At 32.5% G+C, this 18,628-nt stretch carries 25 protein-coding genes; 9 read left to right on the top strand and 16 right to left on the bottom strand.

All coding sequences use genetic code 11. The features are described from left to right. The first annotated feature begins 1 nt into the window (after nt 1). The 9 genes from SULAZ_RS06685 to SULAZ_RS06645 are packed head-to-tail and all read left to right on the top strand — an operon-like array spanning nt 2 to nt 7,003. Nucleotides 2–313 carry a hypothetical protein gene (locus tag SULAZ_RS06685; protein ID WP_012674045.1) on the top strand — a complete coding sequence of 104 codons (312 nt, stop codon included), beginning with the start codon at nt 2–4 and terminating at the stop codon, nt 311–313. A gap of 10 nt (nt 314–323) precedes the next feature. Then, nucleotides 324–1,625, top strand: coding sequence for an amidohydrolase (locus SULAZ_RS06680; RefSeq protein WP_012674788.1), 1,302 nt, complete (start codon nt 324–326; stop codon nt 1,623–1,625). Continuing rightward, nucleotides 1,618–2,736, top strand: a complete 1,119-nt coding sequence (locus SULAZ_RS06675) for an efflux RND transporter periplasmic adaptor subunit (protein WP_012674727.1) — start codon at nt 1,618–1,620, stop codon at nt 2,734–2,736. The genes SULAZ_RS06680 and SULAZ_RS06675 overlap by 8 nt, the downstream gene beginning before the upstream one ends. 1 nt (nt 2,737) lies before the next feature. After that, complete coding sequence (locus SULAZ_RS06670; RefSeq protein ID WP_012674719.1) at nt 2,738–3,988, top strand: ABC transporter permease; 1,251 nt, start codon at nt 2,738–2,740, stop codon at nt 3,986–3,988. After that, nucleotides 3,988–4,674, top strand: a complete 687-nt coding sequence (locus SULAZ_RS06665; protein WP_012673808.1) for an ABC transporter ATP-binding protein — start codon at nt 3,988–3,990, stop codon at nt 4,672–4,674. The genes SULAZ_RS06670 and SULAZ_RS06665 overlap by 1 nt, the downstream gene beginning before the upstream one ends. An 18-nt stretch (nt 4,675–4,692) precedes the next feature. Further along, complete coding sequence (gene motA, locus SULAZ_RS06660; protein WP_012675092.1) at nt 4,693–5,454, top strand: flagellar motor stator protein MotA; 762 nt, start codon at nt 4,693–4,695, stop codon at nt 5,452–5,454. Further along, nucleotides 5,454–6,251 (top strand): OmpA/MotB family protein, encoded by a 798-nt coding sequence (locus SULAZ_RS06655; protein WP_012673578.1) that lies wholly within the window; start codon nt 5,454–5,456, stop codon nt 6,249–6,251. Before motA ends, SULAZ_RS06655 begins: the two co-directional genes overlap by 1 nt. Further along, nucleotides 6,199–6,615, top strand: a complete 417-nt coding sequence (locus tag SULAZ_RS06650; RefSeq protein WP_148205397.1) for a hypothetical protein — start codon at nt 6,199–6,201, stop codon at nt 6,613–6,615. The genes SULAZ_RS06655 and SULAZ_RS06650 overlap by 53 nt, the downstream gene beginning before the upstream one ends. Then, a complete protein-coding gene (locus SULAZ_RS06645) occupies nt 6,554–7,003 on the top strand; it encodes a MotE family protein (RefSeq protein WP_012674707.1) in 450 nt (149 codons plus the stop codon). Before SULAZ_RS06650 ends, SULAZ_RS06645 begins: the two co-directional genes overlap by 62 nt. A gap of 2 nt (nt 7,004–7,005) precedes the next feature. Here the strand turns inward: SULAZ_RS06645 and SULAZ_RS06640 are convergent, their stop codons facing one another. From SULAZ_RS06640 to flgC, 16 genes are read right to left on the bottom strand one after another with little or no spacing between them, the layout of a single operon-like run. Continuing rightward, complete coding sequence (locus tag SULAZ_RS06640; RefSeq protein WP_012673814.1) at nt 7,006–7,197, bottom strand: hypothetical protein; 192 nt, start codon at nt 7,195–7,197, stop codon at nt 7,006–7,008. Continuing rightward, nucleotides 7,184–8,548, bottom strand: a complete 1,365-nt coding sequence (locus SULAZ_RS06635; protein WP_012673454.1) for a hypothetical protein — start codon at nt 8,546–8,548, stop codon at nt 7,184–7,186. Before SULAZ_RS06635 ends, SULAZ_RS06640 begins: the two co-directional genes overlap by 14 nt. Before the next feature lie 27 nt (nt 8,549–8,575). After that, on the bottom strand, nt 8,576–9,634 hold the full coding sequence (flhB, locus tag SULAZ_RS06630; RefSeq protein ID WP_012674627.1) for a flagellar biosynthesis protein FlhB: 1,059 nt from the start codon (nt 9,632–9,634) through the stop codon (nt 8,576–8,578). A gap of 3 nt (nt 9,635–9,637) precedes the next feature. Continuing rightward, nucleotides 9,638–10,411: a flagellar biosynthetic protein FliR gene (gene fliR / locus SULAZ_RS06625; RefSeq protein ID WP_012674436.1), complete on the bottom strand. Its 774-nt coding sequence runs from the start codon at nt 10,409–10,411 to the stop codon at nt 9,638–9,640. Beyond that, nucleotides 10,412–10,681: a flagellar biosynthesis protein FliQ gene (fliQ, locus tag SULAZ_RS06620; RefSeq protein ID WP_012673473.1), complete on the bottom strand. Its 270-nt coding sequence runs from the start codon at nt 10,679–10,681 to the stop codon at nt 10,412–10,414. Nucleotides 10,682–10,690: 9 nt separating this feature from the next. Further along, the gene (gene fliP, locus SULAZ_RS06615; RefSeq protein ID WP_012674659.1) at nt 10,691–11,410 is read right to left on the bottom strand and encodes a flagellar type III secretion system pore protein FliP; all 720 of its coding nucleotides are present in this window, start codon (nt 11,408–11,410) and stop codon (nt 10,691–10,693) included. Then, entirely contained in the window at nt 11,403–11,618 is a 216-nt protein-coding gene (locus SULAZ_RS06610; protein ID WP_012673639.1) for a flagellar biosynthetic protein FliO, read from the bottom strand. Before SULAZ_RS06610 ends, fliP begins: the two co-directional genes overlap by 8 nt. Nucleotides 11,619–11,670: 52 nt before the next feature. After that, nucleotides 11,671–11,922: a FliM/FliN family flagellar motor switch protein gene (locus SULAZ_RS06605; RefSeq protein ID WP_012674169.1), complete on the bottom strand. Its 252-nt coding sequence runs from the start codon at nt 11,920–11,922 to the stop codon at nt 11,671–11,673. Between the two features lie 3 nt (nt 11,923–11,925). Beyond that, the gene (locus tag SULAZ_RS06600) at nt 11,926–12,435 is read right to left on the bottom strand and encodes a flagellar basal body-associated FliL family protein (protein WP_012675041.1); all 510 of its coding nucleotides are present in this window, start codon (nt 12,433–12,435) and stop codon (nt 11,926–11,928) included. A 14-nt stretch (nt 12,436–12,449) separates the two neighbouring features. After that, complete coding sequence (locus SULAZ_RS06595; RefSeq protein WP_012673547.1) at nt 12,450–13,679, bottom strand: flagellar hook protein FlgE; 1,230 nt, start codon at nt 13,677–13,679, stop codon at nt 12,450–12,452. A gap of 13 nt (nt 13,680–13,692) precedes the next feature. After that, nucleotides 13,693–14,352, bottom strand: coding sequence for a flagellar hook assembly protein FlgD (locus SULAZ_RS06590; RefSeq protein WP_012674490.1), 660 nt, complete (start codon nt 14,350–14,352; stop codon nt 13,693–13,695). After that, nucleotides 14,349–15,662 carry a FliI/YscN family ATPase gene (locus SULAZ_RS06585; protein ID WP_012673612.1) on the bottom strand — a complete coding sequence of 438 codons (1,314 nt, stop codon included), beginning with the start codon at nt 15,660–15,662 and terminating at the stop codon, nt 14,349–14,351. The genes SULAZ_RS06590 and SULAZ_RS06585 overlap by 4 nt, the downstream gene beginning before the upstream one ends. Continuing rightward, nucleotides 15,622–16,293 carry a hypothetical protein gene (locus SULAZ_RS06580; RefSeq protein WP_012674344.1) on the bottom strand — a complete coding sequence of 224 codons (672 nt, stop codon included), beginning with the start codon at nt 16,291–16,293 and terminating at the stop codon, nt 15,622–15,624. The genes SULAZ_RS06585 and SULAZ_RS06580 overlap by 41 nt, the downstream gene beginning before the upstream one ends. Beyond that, nucleotides 16,293–17,897, bottom strand: coding sequence for a flagellar basal-body MS-ring/collar protein FliF (gene fliF / locus SULAZ_RS06575; RefSeq protein ID WP_012673804.1), 1,605 nt, complete (start codon nt 17,895–17,897; stop codon nt 16,293–16,295). Before fliF ends, SULAZ_RS06580 begins: the two co-directional genes overlap by 1 nt. Nucleotides 17,898–17,900: 3 nt before the next feature. Next, the gene (gene fliE / locus SULAZ_RS06570) at nt 17,901–18,191 is read right to left on the bottom strand and encodes a flagellar hook-basal body complex protein FliE (RefSeq protein ID WP_012674715.1); all 291 of its coding nucleotides are present in this window, start codon (nt 18,189–18,191) and stop codon (nt 17,901–17,903) included. 11 nt (nt 18,192–18,202) lie between these two features. Next, nucleotides 18,203–18,616, bottom strand: a complete 414-nt coding sequence (flgC, locus tag SULAZ_RS06565; RefSeq protein WP_012673558.1) for a flagellar basal body rod protein FlgC — start codon at nt 18,614–18,616, stop codon at nt 18,203–18,205. Between the last annotated feature and the right edge of the window lie 12 nt (nt 18,617–18,628).

The raw sequence follows: 18,628 nt of genomic DNA, 5'->3' as shown, positions 1-18,628 counted from the left end.
AATGAATTGGATAGAGAAAGAGTTTAATCTAAAAGGTATAGCAACAGACGTTAACACTTTTGAATGGGAAGAAGAAGACTGGGTCAACAAAGCTCCCGTTGTCCTAACAAAAGTAGCCAAAAGACCGGGAGGATTTACTCTCTATATGAAGTCAATAACCCAAGAACTTGAGTGGTACTTTTCAAAAGGTCTTACAAACATCTTTTTTAAAGATGATGGGAAAACTTTAAGAATAGAACATGAAGATGGAACGTACTATGTTGACTTACAACCAAGTCAAGAACTTTACGAATTTTTAAAAGAGTTTATTTAGGAGGAAGAGAATGTTTGATTTAGTTTTGAAAAACGGCTACATTTTAACGATGGATGAAAACTTTACAGAGTACAAAAACGGCTATGTAGCCATAAAAGATGGAAAGATTGTAGAAGTAGGAGAAGGAAAGTCAGAGTTTGAAGCTAAAGAAGTGATAGACCTAAATTCAAACGTAGTAATACCTGGATTAATCAACACCCATACCCACGCAGCTATGACACTACTTAGAGGGTATGGAAGTGATAACCCCTTAAAGGTTTGGCTTGAACAGTACATATGGCCAGTAGAAGGAAAGTACGTAAGTTACGAGTTTGTAAAAGATGGCACTGATTTAGCCTGCTATGAGATGATAAGAAATGGTATAACATGTTTTGTAGATATGTACTTTTACGAAGATGCAGTTGCCCAGTCTGTAAAAGAAGCAGGAATGAAAGCAGTTTTAACAACAGGTATACTTGACTTTCCAACACCAGCAGCAAAAACCCCTGAAGAAGGAATACAAAAAACTAAAGATTTTATATTAACCTACAGACAAGATAAAAATATATTTCCAGCAATTGGTCCCCATGCACCCTACACCTGTAGTCCAAACACTTTAGTAAAAGCCATGGAAGTCGCTATAGAGTACAACGTTTTATACCATATTCACGTCTCAGAAACACAGCATGAAGTACAAGAGATTAAAAACAGGTACGGAAACACACCAGTCAAACATTTAGACAGTATAGGCGTTTTAAATGAGAGAGTTTTAGCTGCACACATGGTTCATCCTACAGAAGAAGAGATAGAGCTTCTATCAGAGAAAAATGTAAAGATAGCCCACTGTCCAGAAAGTAATCTAAAACTTGCATCAGGAATAGCACCCATTCCTAAGATGTTAGAAAAGGGAGTAGTTGTATCCCTTGGAACAGATGGGACAGCTTCCAACGACGACTTAGACCTTATAGGAGAAGCTTCTACAGCTGCAAAGCTACATAAAGGATACAACTTAAACCCTACAGTTTTACCTGCCAGACAAGTTTTAGCTATGATTACAAGACAAGGTGCAAAAGCAGTAATGATGGAAGACAAAATAGGAAGTATAGAAGTTGGGAAAGATGCAGACATAGTTGTCATAGATGTAAATCAGCCACACCTACAGCCACTTTTTGACCCTTACACCCAAATTGTTTACTCAGCAAAAGGTTTAGACGTTGACACTGTAATAATAAATGGGAAGGTTGTGATGAAAAATAAAGTAGTTCAAACAGTAGAAAAAGATAAGGTACTATACATAGCTAAAAAATGGAGAGAAAAAATACTAAATGGTTAAAAAAGTAGTAATCCTTGGCATTGTATTAGCTTTAATACTTTTAGGTTTGTTTTTTTACAAAAAAAATAACAGTTATCAAACATACAAAGTAGAAAAAAGACAGGTAGTAAAATCTGTTTACGCATCAGGATACATAGATACATCAGATTTAGTAGTAGTAAAGTCAGAAGTATCTGGATACGTTGAAAAAATGTACATAAAAGAAGGAGATACAGTAAAAAAAGGTCAGCCAATAGCCAAAATATCAAACCAAACTATCTATGAAAACATAAAAGACATAGATTACCAGATTGCATCTATAAGAGAGAAACTCTTAGAAAACTCACCTTTCCAAAGAGAAAACCAAGCCCAGATAGAGATAAAAAGGCAAGTCTATGAAAATGCAAAAAAAATATACGAAAGAAGAAAAGCCCTTTTTGAAAAAGGTCTTATATCTAAAGAACAGTTTGATGAAGTTGCAAAAAACTTAGAAGTTGCAGAGAAAGATTACAAAAAACAGCTTGAGCTTTACAAAGACACACTCCAAGACCTTAACTTTCAACTAAAAAGCCTATCTGCAAAGAAAAATTCACTGGAAAAAGAACTTGACAAGTACATAGTAAAATCTCCTACAGACGGTAAAGTTTTAAGAAAATTTTTAAACGAAGGAGATTACGTAAACTCAATGACCCAGTTTAACCAGATAGTCTCTATAGGAAATCCAAACAAAATAGAAACAGTCTTACTTGTTGATGAAGAGTACATTCCAAAGATAAAAGAAGGTATGGAAGTTTTAATAAAGTTGGACTCCTACCCTGATAAAGTTTTTACAGGAAAGATAAAAACTATAGAACTCCAATCAGACAGAAACTCAAGAACCGTCAAGGTTAAAGCAGATGTTAACTATGACCTACCAGTTGTTGTAAACATGACAGTAGAAGGAAATATAATTCTATCAAAGGAAGAAGGTATATTTATCCCAAAAGAGTTTATCTCAGAAGGTAGAGTAAAAATCCTTCAAGGAAACCAAGTAAAAGAGATAAATATACAGACTGAAAGTGAAGATTACAACGGCTATGTAAAAGTTTTAAAAGGCTTGAAAGAAGGCGATACACTGGTTATCGGAAAGTAAGATGTACCATGTAATTTTTCTATCTTTAAAACTTATGTTTGAAAGAAAAAGACAAACCTTTGTATCGATAATTGGAGTATCTATTGGAGTTGCTGCATTTATCGTTATGGCGTCCTTGATGAACGGCTTTCAAAAGTACTTTATAGAACAAGCCATAGACCTAAACGCCCACATTACCTTAAAAGTAAAACCAGACAACAACCCACAAGAGATAGTAAAACTGTTTTTTGGTAGAGATACTATCGCAAAAGTTTACGGATACAAACCAAAAGAAGAAAAAGACAAAATAACAAACTACAAGTACATAATAGAAAAGTATAGCCCCAGTAGTGATATACTTGGCATAGCTCCCCACCTTACAAGTCAAGTTATAGTAAGGTACGGTACTGTAGAAAAAGCAGGAAATTTAATAGGAATAGACCCTGTATTAGAGAGAAGAGCTTCTGTCATAGATAAATTTATTACTAACAAAAGGTTAAATGACCTTCTCTCCGATAGAAACGGTGTGATACTGGGTAGATTACTTGCAAAGGATTTAGGAATAGATGAGATTGGTAAAAAAGTGATAATTACAACACCTAACGGTAATCAACAGATATTTAAGGTTATTGATTTTTTTGAATCAGGTATAACAAACTTAGATCAAACGAGAGTTTATGTAAACTTAAGAACTGCCCAGTCCATCTTAGAAAGACCCAATGAAGTTAATGAGCTAATATTTAAGATAAAAGATGTAAATATGGCAGAAAGGTTAGCAAAAAAAATACACAATGAGACAGGATACTACACAGAAAGCTGGCAGTACGCTTACAAAAACTTCTTACAAATTTTTAAAATCCAAAACTACATAACATATATGATTGTTTTTGCTATACTGGTAGTTTCTGCATTTGGAATATTTAACATAATAATGATGACCGTAATGGAAAAGAAAAAAGATATAGCAATTTTAAAAGCTGTAGGATACGAAGAGGGAGATATTATAAAAATTTTTGTTTATCAAGGCTTTGTTGTTGGTTTTTTTGGCTACTTAATCGGTAGTGTTTTAGGTTATAGTATTCAAGAGTGGTTATCTTCTGTTAAGATAGATGTAGAAGGACTGGTAAGGTCAAAAGGTTTTATTTTAGATAGAAGTGTTGTTTACTATATTTACGGTTTTTTCTTTTCTATAATTTTTTCTGTTTTAGCGTCTTTTTATCCTTCTTACAAAGCATCAAAACTAAACCCCGTTGATATATTCCGGAGTGGTTGATGGAGATTCTGTCAGTTAAAAACATAGAAAAAATAATAGGTCAAGAGAAGATACTAAAAAATGTAAATCTTTCGGTAAAAAAAGGAGAGTTTTTAAGTATAATAGGGCCTTCAGGGTCAGGTAAAAGTACGTTGCTTTACATACTTGGACTTTTAGACAGTCCTACTTCTGGAGAAGTTATTGTAGAAGGTAGTTCAGTCTCATTCAAAGATAAAAATAAACTTGCAACTTTTAGGAATAAAAAGTTTGGTTTTGTTTTTCAGTTTCACTACCTTGTAAACGAGCTTACTTTAGAAGAAAATGTTATGGTTCCTATGTTGAAGGCGAAAGTAGATAAAAAAGTTGCAAAAGAAAAGGCTAACGTTTTACTTGAGAAGTTAGGTTTAAAAGGAAAAGAAAATAGAAAACCTTACCAGATATCAGGTGGTGAACAACAAAGAGTCTCTATTGCAAGGGCACTATCAAACGACCCAGATATACTAATTGCAGATGAGCCTACAGGTAATCTTGACTCAAAAAATACCGAAAAGGTAATGGAAATTTTTAAGCAGATAAACCAAGAAGGAAAAACAATAATAATGGTGACCCACGAAACTGATTTAGCAGAAAGAACAGACAGGATAGTCAAGATGAGGGACGGTCAAATCGTAGAAGAAGTTTTATTAAAATCTGATATAATAAAATAAAAAAAACGGAGATAAACCGTGGATATAACAACAATTGGTGGTATAATTGCAGCGTTAGTGTTATTTGCTATCGGAGACATACTAGAAGGGGGAAACCCAGCTGGGCTTATACATATATCATCTATCATAATTGTTGTACCTACGACACTATCAGCTGCTGCAGTTGCAACAAAGCAAAAATACGTTGTAGCTGCTTATAAAGAACTTAAAATTGTCTTTGGTAATCCTCAGCTTAATCCAGAAGAAACGTTAGACCAGATAATAAAAATAGCAGAAAAAGCCAGAAAAGAAGGGATACTATCCATAGAAGCGGAGATAGGAAACATAGATGACCCATTTTTTAGAAGAGGACTTCAGATGTTAGTTGATGGATTAGAGCCAGAAGTAATCAGAGAAAGGATGGAACTTGAAATTGCAGAGATAGAAGAGTATTACGAAGGAGCTGCAAAGTACTGGATAACGGCAGGAGAAACTACACCTGTTTTTGGTCTTGTTGGAGCTGTTATGGGTTTGATACTTGCCTTAAAGAGACTTGAAAACCCTGTAGAAATGGCAGAAGGTATTGCGGGAGCTTTTACAGCAACTGTTACAGGTATTGTATCTTCTTACCTTTTATTTGGACCATTTGGACACAAGATGAAGGCTAAAGCGAAAGATATAATAAAAACCAGAGAAATGATATTAGAGGGAATAATAGGTATAGCTTTAGCTAAAAACCCTAAAATGCTAAGAGAACAACTCTTAATATACACAGGAAAATCTGAAGAACAAGGTAAGTAATGGCTAAAAAGAAAAAACATGAAGAACACGGAGCTGGAGAGAGATGGGCTGTTCCCTATGCGGACTTTTTAAGTTTACTTCTTGCTTTATTCATAGCACTCTTTGCAATTTCAACTATAGATAAAAAGAAACTAGCTTCTTTTGTGGAAGCAATATCGGCAGCATTTAGTTTTAAACCTATATCAACTTCCGCGCCACCTTCTATTATAGAAGGTGTGGGTGTAAAACAAAAAAGAGAAGATACGAAAAAAAAGATAAAAGAAAGAGTTGAACAGATAGTAAAAAAGCTAAATCTTGAAGGAAAAGTCCAAGTAGAAGTAATACCTATGGGAGTACGAATAAGAATATTAGATTATATACTTTTTAATCCTTGTAGTGTTGAGATAAAAAAAGAATACCAAGAACTTTTATCTTCAGTTGCTGAAGTTATAAAAGAAGCAAACTTACCTGTTGAAGTTGAAGGACATACAGATAACATACCCCCTTCTGGCAACTGTATTTACCCGTCTAACTGGGAACTGTCAGCTGCAAGGGCAGCTTCTGTTGTAAGGTTTTTAATACAGTCTAAAAACCTCCCACCTGCAATGTTTACGGCTGTAGGATACGCAGACACCAGACCAATAGCACCAAACACCTCTGAAATAGGAAGGTCAATGAACAGGAGGATAGAGATAAATCTAATAACAGGAACGGACAAGGAAGAGGAGTATAAAGAAAAAGTAAAAACAGAAAAGGTAGAGACTAATGAAGAAGTTAGACCGAATCTTGAAGGTACTGGAAAATCAAATAAACAATGATACTTATAGACTGCTGGAAGTTAGGAAAAAAATACTTGAGAAAAATATGTATAAAGATGGTTTAGTTAATCAGTTAAAAATAGAAAATAACTTTAAAGTTGAAAACATTTACGACTTACAAATTAAAAGTGAGTATATAAATTTTTTAAATAAAAAAATAGAAGAAGTTGAAAAGCAGCTGAAAGACTTACACCAAGAAGAAAGTAAAATCATAGAGAGTATAAAAGAAAAAAATGCTTACAAAAAAGCCTTAGAGAAGTATACCATTAAGAAACAACTGCAAATGGAGGTAAAAGCTCAATTTGAAGAAAGTATCAAAAATTCAGATATTTACAATAGGAATTTTAACAGCTATAACAGTTAGCTATCCTCAAGAGAAAGAAATAAAGGCAGAATTAGAAAAACTTATAAAAGCAAGAAATGAAATAAAAGAGACATACCAAAAAAATCAAGCATTATTAGAACAGATAAAGAAAGAGAAAGAAGAGTTAGAAAAATTAAAAAAACAGATTGAAGAATCTCAAAAAAAGATTTCTGAAGAAAGATACAAAAAGTTAGCAAAGATATTTGAGAAAATGGATCCAGAGCTTGCAGGAGAGAAGTTTTCTAAGATGGAATCAGCTGAAGATGCAGCTTACATACTCTATAACATGAATGAAAAGAAAGCAGCTGCAATTTTAAACAATACAGATCCTGTTATGGTAAATAAAATTGTAAAAATACTTTCAGGTTTAAAAAAGCAAAACCCTTAAAATTACTTAACTTCTACTTCTACTTCCTTCTTTTGTTTTTTCTTCAGATTTACTTTAGAAAACTCTTTTTCATTTATTTTCTTTTCAACCGGAACAACAATTTCCTGTTTTTTGACTTTCTTTTCTTTTCCATATGAAGTAAAAAATAAAACAGAAATAGCTAAAAGACCTGTTAAAAGCTTACTTTTCTTCAATTTCAACCTCTACAGAGTTTTTAGGTAAAAGCTGATACTTTACATTGTACTGTTTAGTGTCTACTAATACATCTATTTTTACATTATGGTCAGGTTCTTCAAAGAATACTATTTTACCTACAGTTTTGTTATTAATAGTTATCTCTTTTTCATATTTTTTAATCTCATAGTCTAAGTCTCTCTTTGAAAAGATTACTTTTAATGAAACTCCCTTTTCAGTTGTAGATAACTCTACTAATCTACCTATAGTACCTACTTCTGATGGGAATTTTAATTTTATAGATGTTTTCTCTTTACTTTTTGGAGTTTCTTTAACTTCCTGCTTTTTTTCTTGTTTTATTTCCTTTTGAGGTTTTTCAGCTTCAACTGGTTTTGACGACCCTTCTATCTCAGGGTATATAGATATAGTTTCACTTTTTGTGTATATAACATCTACTTCAGCAACCCCATCAGAAAAAGCTTCTTTTGGGACTTTGTTAGGTATTAAATCTCCACTTCCAGAAGTTTTAAGTATCACATCTCTTCCTATTTTATCGTAGACCTTTATCAGTTTTCCTTTTGTGTCATAGGCTTTTAATTTTATTTTGAAAGGTTTTCCTACTTCTATATCTAAAGGCATCTCTATATCAATCTTACCTATCTCTTGTTTTTCTGGTTGTACAACTTTAGAAGCTACTTTTTTGTTTGTAGATTTATCTATAACTTCTATACTAAACTCTTTTGTTAAGTAAGGTATTATTTGGTATTCGTAAGTTTCGCCTATAAAATCGTTAATGTTAACCTCTTTTGAATTCCCATTGGCAGTTATAACAAATGATTGATTTAGATGGTATTTTGTTATTATAGGATTACCTTCTTTATCGTAGAAAGAGGCTTTTACTGTGTAAGGATATCCTGGTAAAAACGTGTCAGGGGAAGTTATAATAACAAAATCCGCTCTATTGTTTATCACTTTAAATCTTAAAGTTGGAGTTAAAGCATTTGTAGGTTGTACTTTTATTATAATAGGTTTTTCGTTTAACAAGAATTGGATAGAGTAGTCTCCTACTTTTCTACCATTTACTTTTAATGTAAATACACCGTTTTTTATCTCTGTTGGATATATCTCCAGCTTATCAAGAATTAAGCCGTTTGATACCACTTTTATTTTGTCTGATAAACCTAAGTTGTTAGAGGAGTTTCCAAATGCATCTGTAGCTTTAAACTCTATATTTTGAGGCTCTCCAGCAATTATGGTATCACTATACTTTACTTCTAAATAAGTTATCTCACCCGGTTTTACTAACACTTGTGCTTTTGAAAAGCTTATTATAAATAAAGCCACTATAAAAATAGTCCTTAGAAAAACCATTTTACCCTCCAACTTAAGTTGTTATAATTATATCATTTTAGCTTTTTGCTTGTAAATAACTGCAAGAATTTTTGCAACAGCTTCGTAAAAATCTTCTGGTATGTAATCTCCTACTTCACATGAAGAGTATAAAGATCTGGCTAAAGGTGGGTCTTCTACGATTTTTACATTATGCTCTTTAGCAACCTCTTTTATCTTTAAAGCTATTAAATCTTGTCCTTTGGCAATTACTTGTGGTGCTTTCATTTTTCCTTTTTCATACTTTAAAGCTACGGCGTAGTGGTCTGGGTTTGTTATTACAACATCAGCTTTTGGGACTTCTGCAATCATTCTCTTTAATGCCAGTTGTCTCATTCTTTTCCTTATTTCTTTTTTAACAATAGGGTTTCCTTCGTAAGACTTTCTTTCTTCTTTTACTTCATCTTTTGTCATCTTTAGATTCTCTTCGTATTCGTATCTACGGTAGAAAAAGTCAGCTATGGCTATTGGTATGGATAAAAAGGTAAATGCCATTATTAGTATAATTATTGTTTTTGCAAGGATGTAGATTTGAGAGTTTATATTTGCAGTCATATAGACCAAAAAACCATCAAGTAAATAACTAACAAGAAAGTATGAAACAAACAATGCTAAAGATAGCTTTAAGATACTCTTTACAAGTTCAAATAAAGTAGAAAGAGAAAAAAGTCTTTGTAATCCTGATATAGGGTTTATTTTGCTGAGTTTAGGGGTTAGCGGTTTTAATGTAAATAAAAATCCAAACTGTGCTACGTTAGCTACTATTCCTACGATAAAAAGTATAGAAACAAAGGGTAGTATTAAAATAGCTAAGACTTTAAAAGTAAACCATATAAAATTTTTACCGCTTTCTTCTGGAATTAAATAAAAGGGGTTTGAAAAGGTGTACTTAAAATAACCAAGAAGATACTTGTATAAAAAAGGTATATAAAATATCATCACTAAAAAAACTACAAATAACGATAAAGCAACTGCAACGTCTGTACTTTTTAAAACCTGTCCTTCTTCTCTGGCTTTCTGTCTTCGTTTAGGAGTTGCTTTTTCTGTTTTACGAGGATCTTTTGCCATAGATTACCTGCTCAGTATTTTTAATCCCGTTAGATAATATTCTACCATTTTATCAATAAAATTAAGTCCTACTTTAACAAGTAAAATGCTTGAAAACATAAGGACTATAAACCCTATCCATATCTGAGCAGGAAGACCTATAAAGAATACGTTTATCTGGGGGATGAGCCTGTTTATAAGTGCTAACACTACGTTAAAAACAAGTAAAACGAGTATAAAAGGAAAAGCCATTTGAAATGACAGTAAAAAAATATCTCCAGACTTTTCTATTAAGTAGGGAAATATGCCTTGATTTATGGAAGCTTCTGTTAGTGGTAAAATCTCGAAACTTTTAAATAAAGATCCTATAAGTATCTGGTAAGATCCAGAGACGAAAAATAATAGATAAAATAAAAAAACAAAAAATCCTGATAAAACGGAAGTCTGACCAAAAGCAGGGTTATACATATTCATAACAGTTAAACCCATTAAAAAACCAACTATTTCTCCTGCATAGGAAAATGCAGAAATCAGTATGTTAACTATAAGTCCTAAAGACAAACCGATAAAAATTTCTTTAACAATTAAAATTAAAAAGGTAATAAGCTCTATCTGATTTACTTTAACTTGGATATCAAAGTTAAGCATAGTAAAAAATGCAAAAGATACAACCAGTAAAACTTTAACGTTGTGGGGAATTACAGTTGAGGATATTAATGGAAAAGTAGAAAAGAAAGCTATTATTCTTGAAAATACAAGTGCAAGCGCAATAGCCTGATCAGGAGTTATTAAAACCATCTATTTTATTATCTGGATTATTGTTTCTAACATCTGACGGGTATAATCTACAAGTTCTGTAGTCATCCAAGAACCAAAAATTATAAGTCCTATCACAGCTGCAACAATTTTTGGAACAAATGTAATAGTCATCTCGTTTATCTGTGTAGCAGCCTCAAATATACTGATTATCAATCCTACTATAAATATAAGAAGAATTACAGGTGTACTTACAAGTAAAGCAATCTTAAACATCTCCGTTACTAAGTTTACTGCTAAGTCTACACTCATATCAATCCTTTAAAATTTATAACTTTGTATTAAAGCCTTTGTTAACAGTTCCCAACCATCAGCAAGAACAAAAAGCATAAGCTTAAAAGGAAGTGAGATAAACATTGGTGGCACCATCATCATACCCATAGACATAAGGATACTTGCAACTACAAAGTCTATAACTATAAACGGCAAGTATATGATAAAAACTATCTCAAAAGCTGTTTTTATCTCACTTATCATAAATGCAGGAATAAGTGTAGTCATACTTACATCTTCCAGTTTTTGTGGTTTTTCTTTTGATATATCTATAAAAAGTTTTAAATCTTCTTTCCTTGTATTTTTTAGCATAAACTCTTTTAGAGGTTGTTTTGCATTTTCTATAGCTTGAACATCTGAAATTTGTTTTTTAAGGTAAGGTGTAAGGCTTACTTCGTTTATCTTATCAAAAACAGGTTTCATTATAAAAAAAGTTAAAAATAATGCAAGACCTACAATAACTTGATTTGGAGGAGCTGTAGGAATACCAAGGGCGTGCCTTAGTAAAGATAGGACTATAACTATCCTCACAAAGGATGTCATACTTATAAGAATAGCAGGAGCTATACTAAGTACTGTTATAAGAAGGAGAATTTTTAAAGAAGTATCTAACCTATTAAAATTTTGCAAAGTCTCTGTGAGTAAATCAGCTTGGCTAAAATCAAAGAATACAAATAAAGAAAGTAAAATAAATAAAGCTTTACCCATTTTCTTTTTTTTCTAACTCCATTTCGTCAATTTTTTCAATATTTGTAGGACTAAAAGAAAATAGAATTACTTTTTTGTTAAACTCTACCGTAAAAAGACCTTTCTCCTTTCCAATAAACTTTAAATCTCTTATCTTTATATCATTTTCAGTGGAAAATCCTGACCCAATGGGAGAGTATTTTTTCACAATAAACAATAAACCGTACATAGTGAGAATAACAATAATCAACGAAAAAATTACTTTAACAATGACAGTAAGTTCAAACATCTTCTTTTATTAAATCTACTATTCTTATTCCGTACTTTTCATTTATGTTAGTCATCTCTCCGATGGCAAAGGGAATATTCCCTACGTGCATTATAAGAAAATCTTCTAAACTTTTTTCAAGGGGGATTATATCTCCTTCTTTTATGTTTAGTAAAAATTCAAAATTTCTAACAATAGTTGAAAGCTCTACCCTTACTTCTACTTCTACATCTTTTAAAAGTTTTAAATCTTCTATCGTTATCATCGTTTAACTAGTTTGTATTATAAATTCTGTAAAGTAAACATCTTTAACACCACCTGTTGGTAAGATGGCATTCACTCTTCTTATGATTTCTTCTTTAAGTCTTTCTATACCTTCTGGAGATTTTAAATCTTCTGACGTTTTTGTAAATAATAGAGTGTTTATTGAGTCTTTTATTTGAGGCATTCTTTTTGTTGCTTCTTCTTTTACTTTCTCATCTTGAACTTCCATCACTATAGTTACTTTTATGTATCTATCAGCATCTTTATCAGCTAAGTTTGCGATAAATGTACCTACTTCCAGTTCAACTCCATGCTCTTCAACGTTTTTTACTTCTTTTGTTACTTTTTCTGCTGGTTTTTCTTCATTTTTTGAAGCAAATAGGAATTTGTAGGCGGCAAAGCCACCGCCTCCAAGTATAAGTAGTAAAACCGGTATAAGTATGATTATTAGCTTTTTCTTGCCACCTTTTCCTTCTTCTTGTTGCAGTTCTTGCTGTTCTTTTTCTTCCGCCATTAACTTACCTCTTATTATCTTTTAATGTTCATTGCCTCTTGTAGAATTTGATCGTCTGTAGTGATTACTCTTGCATTTGCCTGGTAAGCTCTCTGTGCAGTTATAAGATTTATAAATTCTTTAGAGATATCTACGTTAGAGAGTTCTAAAAATCCACTTCTAACCTTACTTAATATCCCCCCTGGTGTGATAATAGGCGTAAAGGATTGAGTGTTAGGTAGATATAAATTATTGCCCTTTCTTACTAACATCTCTTTATCTTTAAAGGTTGCAACTGCAAGTCTTGCAATGAGCTCCACTTTACCGTTAGAGTACATTCCCCTAACTACACCGTCTTCTGATACAGATACCCCTATTAAATCTCCTTTTGCAAATCCGTCTTGATTTGCATAAAAGATAAAGTCAGAGGCAACCTGTTTAACTTGAGTAAGATCCACCGTAACAGTTTGTGGGGTTGTAGCTCCGTTTGTTAAAGGTATACTTAAAGTGATTGGAGAACCAGATATTAATTTTCCTGTAGAATCAAACTGTAAAGTCCCACTTCCAACTGGTGTAGTCGTATTATTATCTACGTAAGCTGCAACATTCCAAGTGTTTGGAGAACTTTTTTGGAAGTAAAATGTTAAAGTATGAGGATTTCCTAAAGAGTCGTATATAGTCATAGAGTTTGCATAGTTGAATGTTGCAGGGTTAGTTGGGTCTATGGTTCCAGAGATTGTATTTACCCTTGAATCTAAGTTTGTAGGTTCTACAAGATTTATTTTTGTGGTTATAGATGGTAGTATAGAGTATGGAATGTTTATTTTGTCTAAAGCAGCGGATATATTTCCAGCAGTATCTAACTTCCACCCTTGAAGTTTCATACCATCTACGTTTACAATATCACCATTAGCGTCTAATCTAAACTGTCCAGCTCTTGTATAGTAAACAGTCCCTTGATTATCTTTTACCATAAAGAATCCTTCTCCATCTAACGCCAAATCCAACGGATTAACTGTATTTTGGAATGACCCCTGTGAAAAATCTTTAGTTGTTAACGCTATAAACGACCCACCACCTATCTCCATATTTTTAGGTGTGTTATTTGCAAAGGTTGTTAAACTTTTTGCTACTAAATCTTCAAAAGTAACTCTCTCTGATTTAAAACCAATTGTGTTAACGTTTGCAATGTTATCAGATATTACGTCTATCCATTTTTGATTACCGTTTAATCCACTTACAGCTGTGTAAAATGATTGAAGCATGGCTACTACCCCCTTACATACTTATTTCTAAAATTTTATCCATAGAAACTGGATCATTTGCTATCTTAGCAGATATTGAACCGTTTTCGTCTTTGTAAACACTGTTAACTATCCCTGTTGAGTATAAAGTGTATGATACGTCTTTACCTTGAGAGTCTACAGCTGATATAGAAACTCTGTAATAACCGTTTTGTAGATTTGTGTTATTTATCTCATAAGGATATATAGTATTACCTTTTAAATCTTTAAATGTATTTTCTTCCACTACATTACCATTTTGGTCTATTATAGAGACTTTCACTAAAGAAGCTGGAGCTTCTAACTTAAACTCTATCTGGGACTTACCATTTTCTAAGTAAGTCTGATTTCCTTCGTACTTTACTTTTTTACCTATTAAAGAAGATGCTGTAAGAATACTGTTTGTAAATTTAGACAGCGCATCTGCTAACTTTTGAAAACTATCTAAGGACTCCATCTGTCTTAGTTTTACTGTATTATCAAGAAAGTCTGATATATCTTTAGCGTTTAATGGATCTTGCCATTGAAGGTCTGTTAGAAGAATTTTTAAGAAGTCTGAGTTTGATATCTTAGAGTTATCATAGTTTGCATCTACGACTTTAGGTTTACCTGTATTTACTGTATCGGGGAACTTTATGAAAGAGGTATCTATCATCTTATCTCACCTCCCATCTTTAGATAATATTCTATCACTTTTTTTAAATTTTCAACAGAAGAGTTAAAGTCAAATTTTTCATTTATACTTTGTCTAATAAAATCTTCTATTATCGGATGCATCTTTATTGCAATATCTATCTCTTTTGAAGAACCTTCTTTATAAAGTCCAAGGTTTATCATATCTTCCATATCTCTGTATTTACTCTCTAAATTTATAATAATCCTTTGATAATTCATTATTTCGTCATTTACCAGTTGGGGCATTAGTCTACTAATACTTTTCAATATATCAACAGCTGGATAGATTCTTTTATTGGCTATCTGTCTTGATAGGAATATATGACCATCTAAGAATGATACAGCTGCGTCTGCCACTGGGTCTGTAGATATTTCTTCTCCTTCTATCAAGACTGTGTATATTCCTGTTATACTTCCCTTGCCTTTAAAGTTTCCGGCTTGTTCTATTATTTTAGGCATAAGAGTAAAGACTGATGGTGTGTAGCCTTTTGTAGTTGGTGGTTCTCCAGCAGAAAGACCTATCTCCCTTTGAGCCATAGCAACTCTTGTTAATGAGTCAAGAAGGTAAAGAACGTTTTTACCTTTGTCTGAGAAATACTTTGCAATAGTTAAAGAAGTCAAAACAGCTCTTATTTTAGCCAGTGGTGACATATCGGATGTTGCAACGACAACCACTGATTTTTTTAAACCTTCTTCTCCCAAGTTATCTTCTATAAACTCCTTTACTTCCCTTCCTCTTTCACCTATTAGAGCAATAACGTTTACATCCGCGTCTGTGTATCTTGCAATCATTCCAAGAAGAGTACTTTTTCCTACTCCAGCCGGAGCAAGTATTCCTACTCTCTGCCCTTTTCCTATTGTAATCAGGGCATTTATTACTTTTACACCAACGTCTAAAACTTCTTTTATCCTTTCTCTTTCAAGGGGATTTATAGACTCTAACTTTAAATAATAACTATTTGAGTAATTTATATTTTCTCTATTGAGTGGTTTTCCGAAAGGGTCTAAAATAGACCCTAAAAGATCATCTCCCACTAAAACATTTCCTTTTGTATAACTTAAAACAACAGGACTGTCTACTTTTACTCCCTCAACATCTTCGTAAGTCATCAGTATTGTGTAGTTATCGTTAAAACCTACCACTTGAGACTCTATTTTACCGTTTATAAAACAGACATCTCCTATACTAACTTCAGGCATAACAGCTTCTATTGTGTTCCCTTTAATTTTCTTTACTTTCCCTATTATCTTATACTTCGGATAGCTTTTTAATCTCTCTTTTAATCTCATCTTTTACCAGTTCTATTTTTTCTTTAACATTATTTTCCATTTTTACAATGTCTAACTCCACTTTAAAATCGTTTGGGTTTAAACTTTCCTCAAGTATTACTTCTACATCTGGTAAAGCTTTTTTTAAGAGTTCCTGTAATTCTTTCGTTCCAACTTTTATCTTAACAAGGTTGTTAGACTTTAAGGTTTCTATTATAGATAGAATGTTATCTTTAATTGTTTGAGGATTGTGATAATTTAAAGATAGAAAATCTAAAATTTCTTCTATAGAGTCAGATATGATTATGTTTATTTTGTCTAAAATCTCTTTCAAGCTTTGATTTAGTTTATAATTTAGATCTTCAAAAGTTTTTTTGTAAGTTTCTAACTTTTGAGCTATTTGTTTTTCAAACTCTTGCTTTAATTGATTGTAATAGTTTTGCTTTTCAAGTTCTAACTCTTTTAACATCTCTTCTTTTGCTCTTTCGTAACCTTCTATTAGGGAAACCTGTCTAACTTCTTCTAACTTTTTTTCAAGTTCTTGAATTTTCTGTTTTAAAATAGAGTTTTCTACCAAGAGTTTTTGATATTTTTCATCATCTTCTAAATTATTGCTTTTATTTATATTACTAAAATCTATCAGGTCTAACATTACTTTTTACCTTCTTCTTTTAACCATTTTGATATGAGATTAGCAATAAGTACAGGGTTTTCTTCCGCTATTTCTAATAGTTTTATATACTCAGGTATTTTTTCAAACTCTGGTTGTAGTTCTTTTTCTTCTTCGTATATTTTAGATAGCTGGGTAGCTAAACTTGAAGGAACTTCTCCAGAAGGTAAAGGTGCGATGATAGTCTCTTGTTTTTTCTTTTTCGTCTTAAGTAATAAGAATACTACTAATCCGAGTAATACTAACCCTAATAAACCTGCAATTATATACTGGATTATATTTGCTTGCTTTACTTCTTGTTTTTGTGTTTCTAATGATTCAAAAGGTACGCTTATTACAGTAACTTGGTCTCCTCTGTTTGGATCAAAACCTATCGCACTTTTTATAAGATTTTCGTAAGATTGGAGTTCTTGTGGAGACCTTGGTTCAAACTCTAACTTTACGTTTCCATCTTTGTCTTTAACTTCTTTATACTTGCCATCTATCATAACACCTACACTTACTTTCTTTATAACAAACAAAGGTTTTTGAGTTTCTATCATAGATTTAGAAACATCGTAGTTTGTTGTTATATCACTTTTTTCTTTTTTCTTACCACCTCCACCAAAAATAGGTGTGTTCATTACTGGTGGAACGTTTGTAGGAGTTCCCGGTGGTGCGTTAATAGTGTTTGCTTCTTCTGTTTCTGATTCTTTTATCTTCCTTTCGCTGACTACTGCTACTTTGTCAGGGTCGTATATTTCATCTTTTTGATTTACTTTTCCTGTTTCAAGTTCTACACTTGCTTTAACAACAACCCTCTCTGGTCCTACTACCTTCGCAAGCATTGATTGAATATCTTTTTCTAACTGTTTTTCAAGTTTTCTTTTTAACTCTACCGTTTTATCTCCTGAAGCTTCTGAAACATTTTCGTCTATTAGGTCTGATAAAACCCTTCCTCTGTTATCTACAACAGTTACATTTTCTGGCTTTAATTTTGGTACTGCATGGGAAACTAAAAATACGATAGCCTTTATCTGTTCTTTTGTTAAGTCTTTGTCAGGCCAGAGTTTTATTATTACTGATGCTTTTGCCTCTTCATCTTCCCTTACAAAGAGAGAGTCTTTTGGCATTGAGATGTTTACTTTTGCATCCATTACGGCATCAAGCTGTTTTATAGTTCTTGTAAGCTCTCCTTCTACAGCTCTTATATAGTTAACGTTTTCTTGGAATTGAGTAGTTCCAAGCTTTGGTTCTTCAAATATCTCAAATCCAACAACTTTCCCAGAAGGAAGTCCTTTTGCAGCAAGTTTTAACCTTGCATCGTAAACCTTATCTTTTGGAACCATTATAATTGTTCCATTCCCTTCAAGCTTATAAGGTATGTTTTCTTGTGATAAAGCTGTAAGTACGTTTCCTGCATCATCAGGAGATAAGCCGGAGTATAAAACTGCGTAATCCTCTTTGTGGAAAGATTTTAGCAGTACTATTGATAGAATAACAACTAAAAAAAGTCCTATAAGACCCGATACTATGTATTTGAGGTTTTTCTTGTCTTTTAAAAATTCTCCTACTTTTTGTTTTATCTGGTTAAAATCTACAGCCAAAGATTACACCTGCATTCTCATTATTTCTTGGTAAGCTTCTAATGCTTTGTTTCTTATTTCTGTTAACAGTTTGAATGATATATCAGCTTTTTCAATTAGATACATAGCTTCTTGAATATTTTCTACCTTTCCTACTGCTAAATCTTGTCCAACCTGCTTTGCCGTTAGAAGGTCGTTGTTTACATCTTGGATAAAGTTTTTTAAAATATCTGCAAAAGATTGTTTTTCTTGACTATTTATTTGTGTTTCTTGGTCTATCTTTAATGGAAGAGTATTTAAACCTTCTACCTTCATAGCTTACTCCTTTACACTCTTATTATTTCAAGACTTTTTAAAATCATATCTTTATGGGTGTTAAAAGCAGTAAGGTTTGCTTCATAACTCCTCATTGCTGACATCATATCTACCATCTCTCTTATAGGGTCTACATTTGGTAGTCTTACGTAGCCGTTTTGGTCAGCGTCAGGATTGTTTGGATCAAACTTTAATTTAAAAGGAGAAGGGTCTGTTTGAATCTCTTTTACTCTTACTTTGTATATAGGCGTATTTTTTGACTGGCTATCTAATACGGCTTCAAATACGGGAACTTTCCTCCTGTAAGGTTGCCCATCTTCTGCCCTTGTTGAGTTGACATTAGCAAGGTTGCTGGCAGATAAGTCTATCCTTACTCTTTCTGCTTGCATCCCTGAAACTGATACTTCAAGCCCCTTAAAAATCATCTTTTAATCCCT

It is taken from the genome of Sulfurihydrogenibium azorense Az-Fu1, from assembly GCF_000021545.1.
Classification (GTDB): domain Bacteria; phylum Aquificota; class Aquificia; order Aquificales; family Hydrogenothermaceae; genus Sulfurihydrogenibium; species Sulfurihydrogenibium azorense.
This window is presented reverse-complemented; position numbering and strand designations above follow the sequence as displayed.

Bases quoted from the DNA above. Each gene is read 5' to 3' on its own strand.
- SULAZ_RS06610 (WP_012673639.1), bottom strand. From the start codon at position 11,618: ATGTACGGTTTATTGTTTATTGTGAAAAAATACTCTCCCATTGGGTCA.
- SULAZ_RS06585 (WP_012673612.1), bottom strand. From the start codon at position 15,662: ATGAGATTAAAAGAGAGATTAAAAAGCTATCCGAAGTATAAGATAATA.
- flgC (WP_012673558.1), bottom strand. From the start codon at position 18,616: ATGATTTTTAAGGGGCTTGAAGTATCAGTTTCAGGGATGCAAGCAGAA.
- SULAZ_RS06635 (WP_012673454.1), bottom strand. From the start codon at position 8,548: ATGGTTTTTCTAAGGACTATTTTTATAGTGGCTTTATTTATAATAAGC.
- fliE (WP_012674715.1), bottom strand. From the start codon at position 18,191: ATGAAGGTAGAAGGTTTAAATACTCTTCCATTAAAGATAGACCAAGAA.
- fliQ (WP_012673473.1), bottom strand. From the start codon at position 10,681: ATGAGTGTAGACTTAGCAGTAAACTTAGTAACGGAGATGTTTAAGATT.
- fliP (WP_012674659.1), bottom strand. From the start codon at position 11,410: ATGGGTAAAGCTTTATTTATTTTACTTTCTTTATTTGTATTCTTTGAT.
- SULAZ_RS06680 (WP_012674788.1), top strand. From the start codon at position 324: ATGTTTGATTTAGTTTTGAAAAACGGCTACATTTTAACGATGGATGAA.
- SULAZ_RS06670 (WP_012674719.1), top strand. From the start codon at position 2,738: ATGTACCATGTAATTTTTCTATCTTTAAAACTTATGTTTGAAAGAAAA.
- SULAZ_RS06685 (WP_012674045.1), top strand. From the start codon at position 2: ATGAATTGGATAGAGAAAGAGTTTAATCTAAAAGGTATAGCAACAGAC.
- SULAZ_RS06580 (WP_012674344.1), bottom strand. From the start codon at position 16,293: ATGTTAGACCTGATAGATTTTAGTAATATAAATAAAAGCAATAATTTA.
- SULAZ_RS06605 (WP_012674169.1), bottom strand. From the start codon at position 11,922: ATGATAACGATAGAAGATTTAAAACTTTTAAAAGATGTAGAAGTAGAA.
- SULAZ_RS06655 (WP_012673578.1), top strand. From the start codon at position 5,454: ATGGCTAAAAAGAAAAAACATGAAGAACACGGAGCTGGAGAGAGATGG.
- SULAZ_RS06650 (WP_148205397.1), top strand. From the start codon at position 6,199: ATGAAGAAGTTAGACCGAATCTTGAAGGTACTGGAAAATCAAATAAAC.
- SULAZ_RS06595 (WP_012673547.1), bottom strand. From the start codon at position 13,679: ATGCTTCAATCATTTTACACAGCTGTAAGTGGATTAAACGGTAATCAA.
- flhB (WP_012674627.1), bottom strand. From the start codon at position 9,634: ATGGCAAAAGATCCTCGTAAAACAGAAAAAGCAACTCCTAAACGAAGA.
- SULAZ_RS06600 (WP_012675041.1), bottom strand. From the start codon at position 12,435: ATGGCGGAAGAAAAAGAACAGCAAGAACTGCAACAAGAAGAAGGAAAA.
- fliR (WP_012674436.1), bottom strand. From the start codon at position 10,411: ATGGTTTTAATAACTCCTGATCAGGCTATTGCGCTTGCACTTGTATTT.
- SULAZ_RS06590 (WP_012674490.1), bottom strand. From the start codon at position 14,352: ATGATAGATACCTCTTTCATAAAGTTCCCCGATACAGTAAATACAGGT.
- SULAZ_RS06675 (WP_012674727.1), top strand. From the start codon at position 1,618: ATGGTTAAAAAAGTAGTAATCCTTGGCATTGTATTAGCTTTAATACTT.
- SULAZ_RS06665 (WP_012673808.1), top strand. From the start codon at position 3,988: ATGGAGATTCTGTCAGTTAAAAACATAGAAAAAATAATAGGTCAAGAG.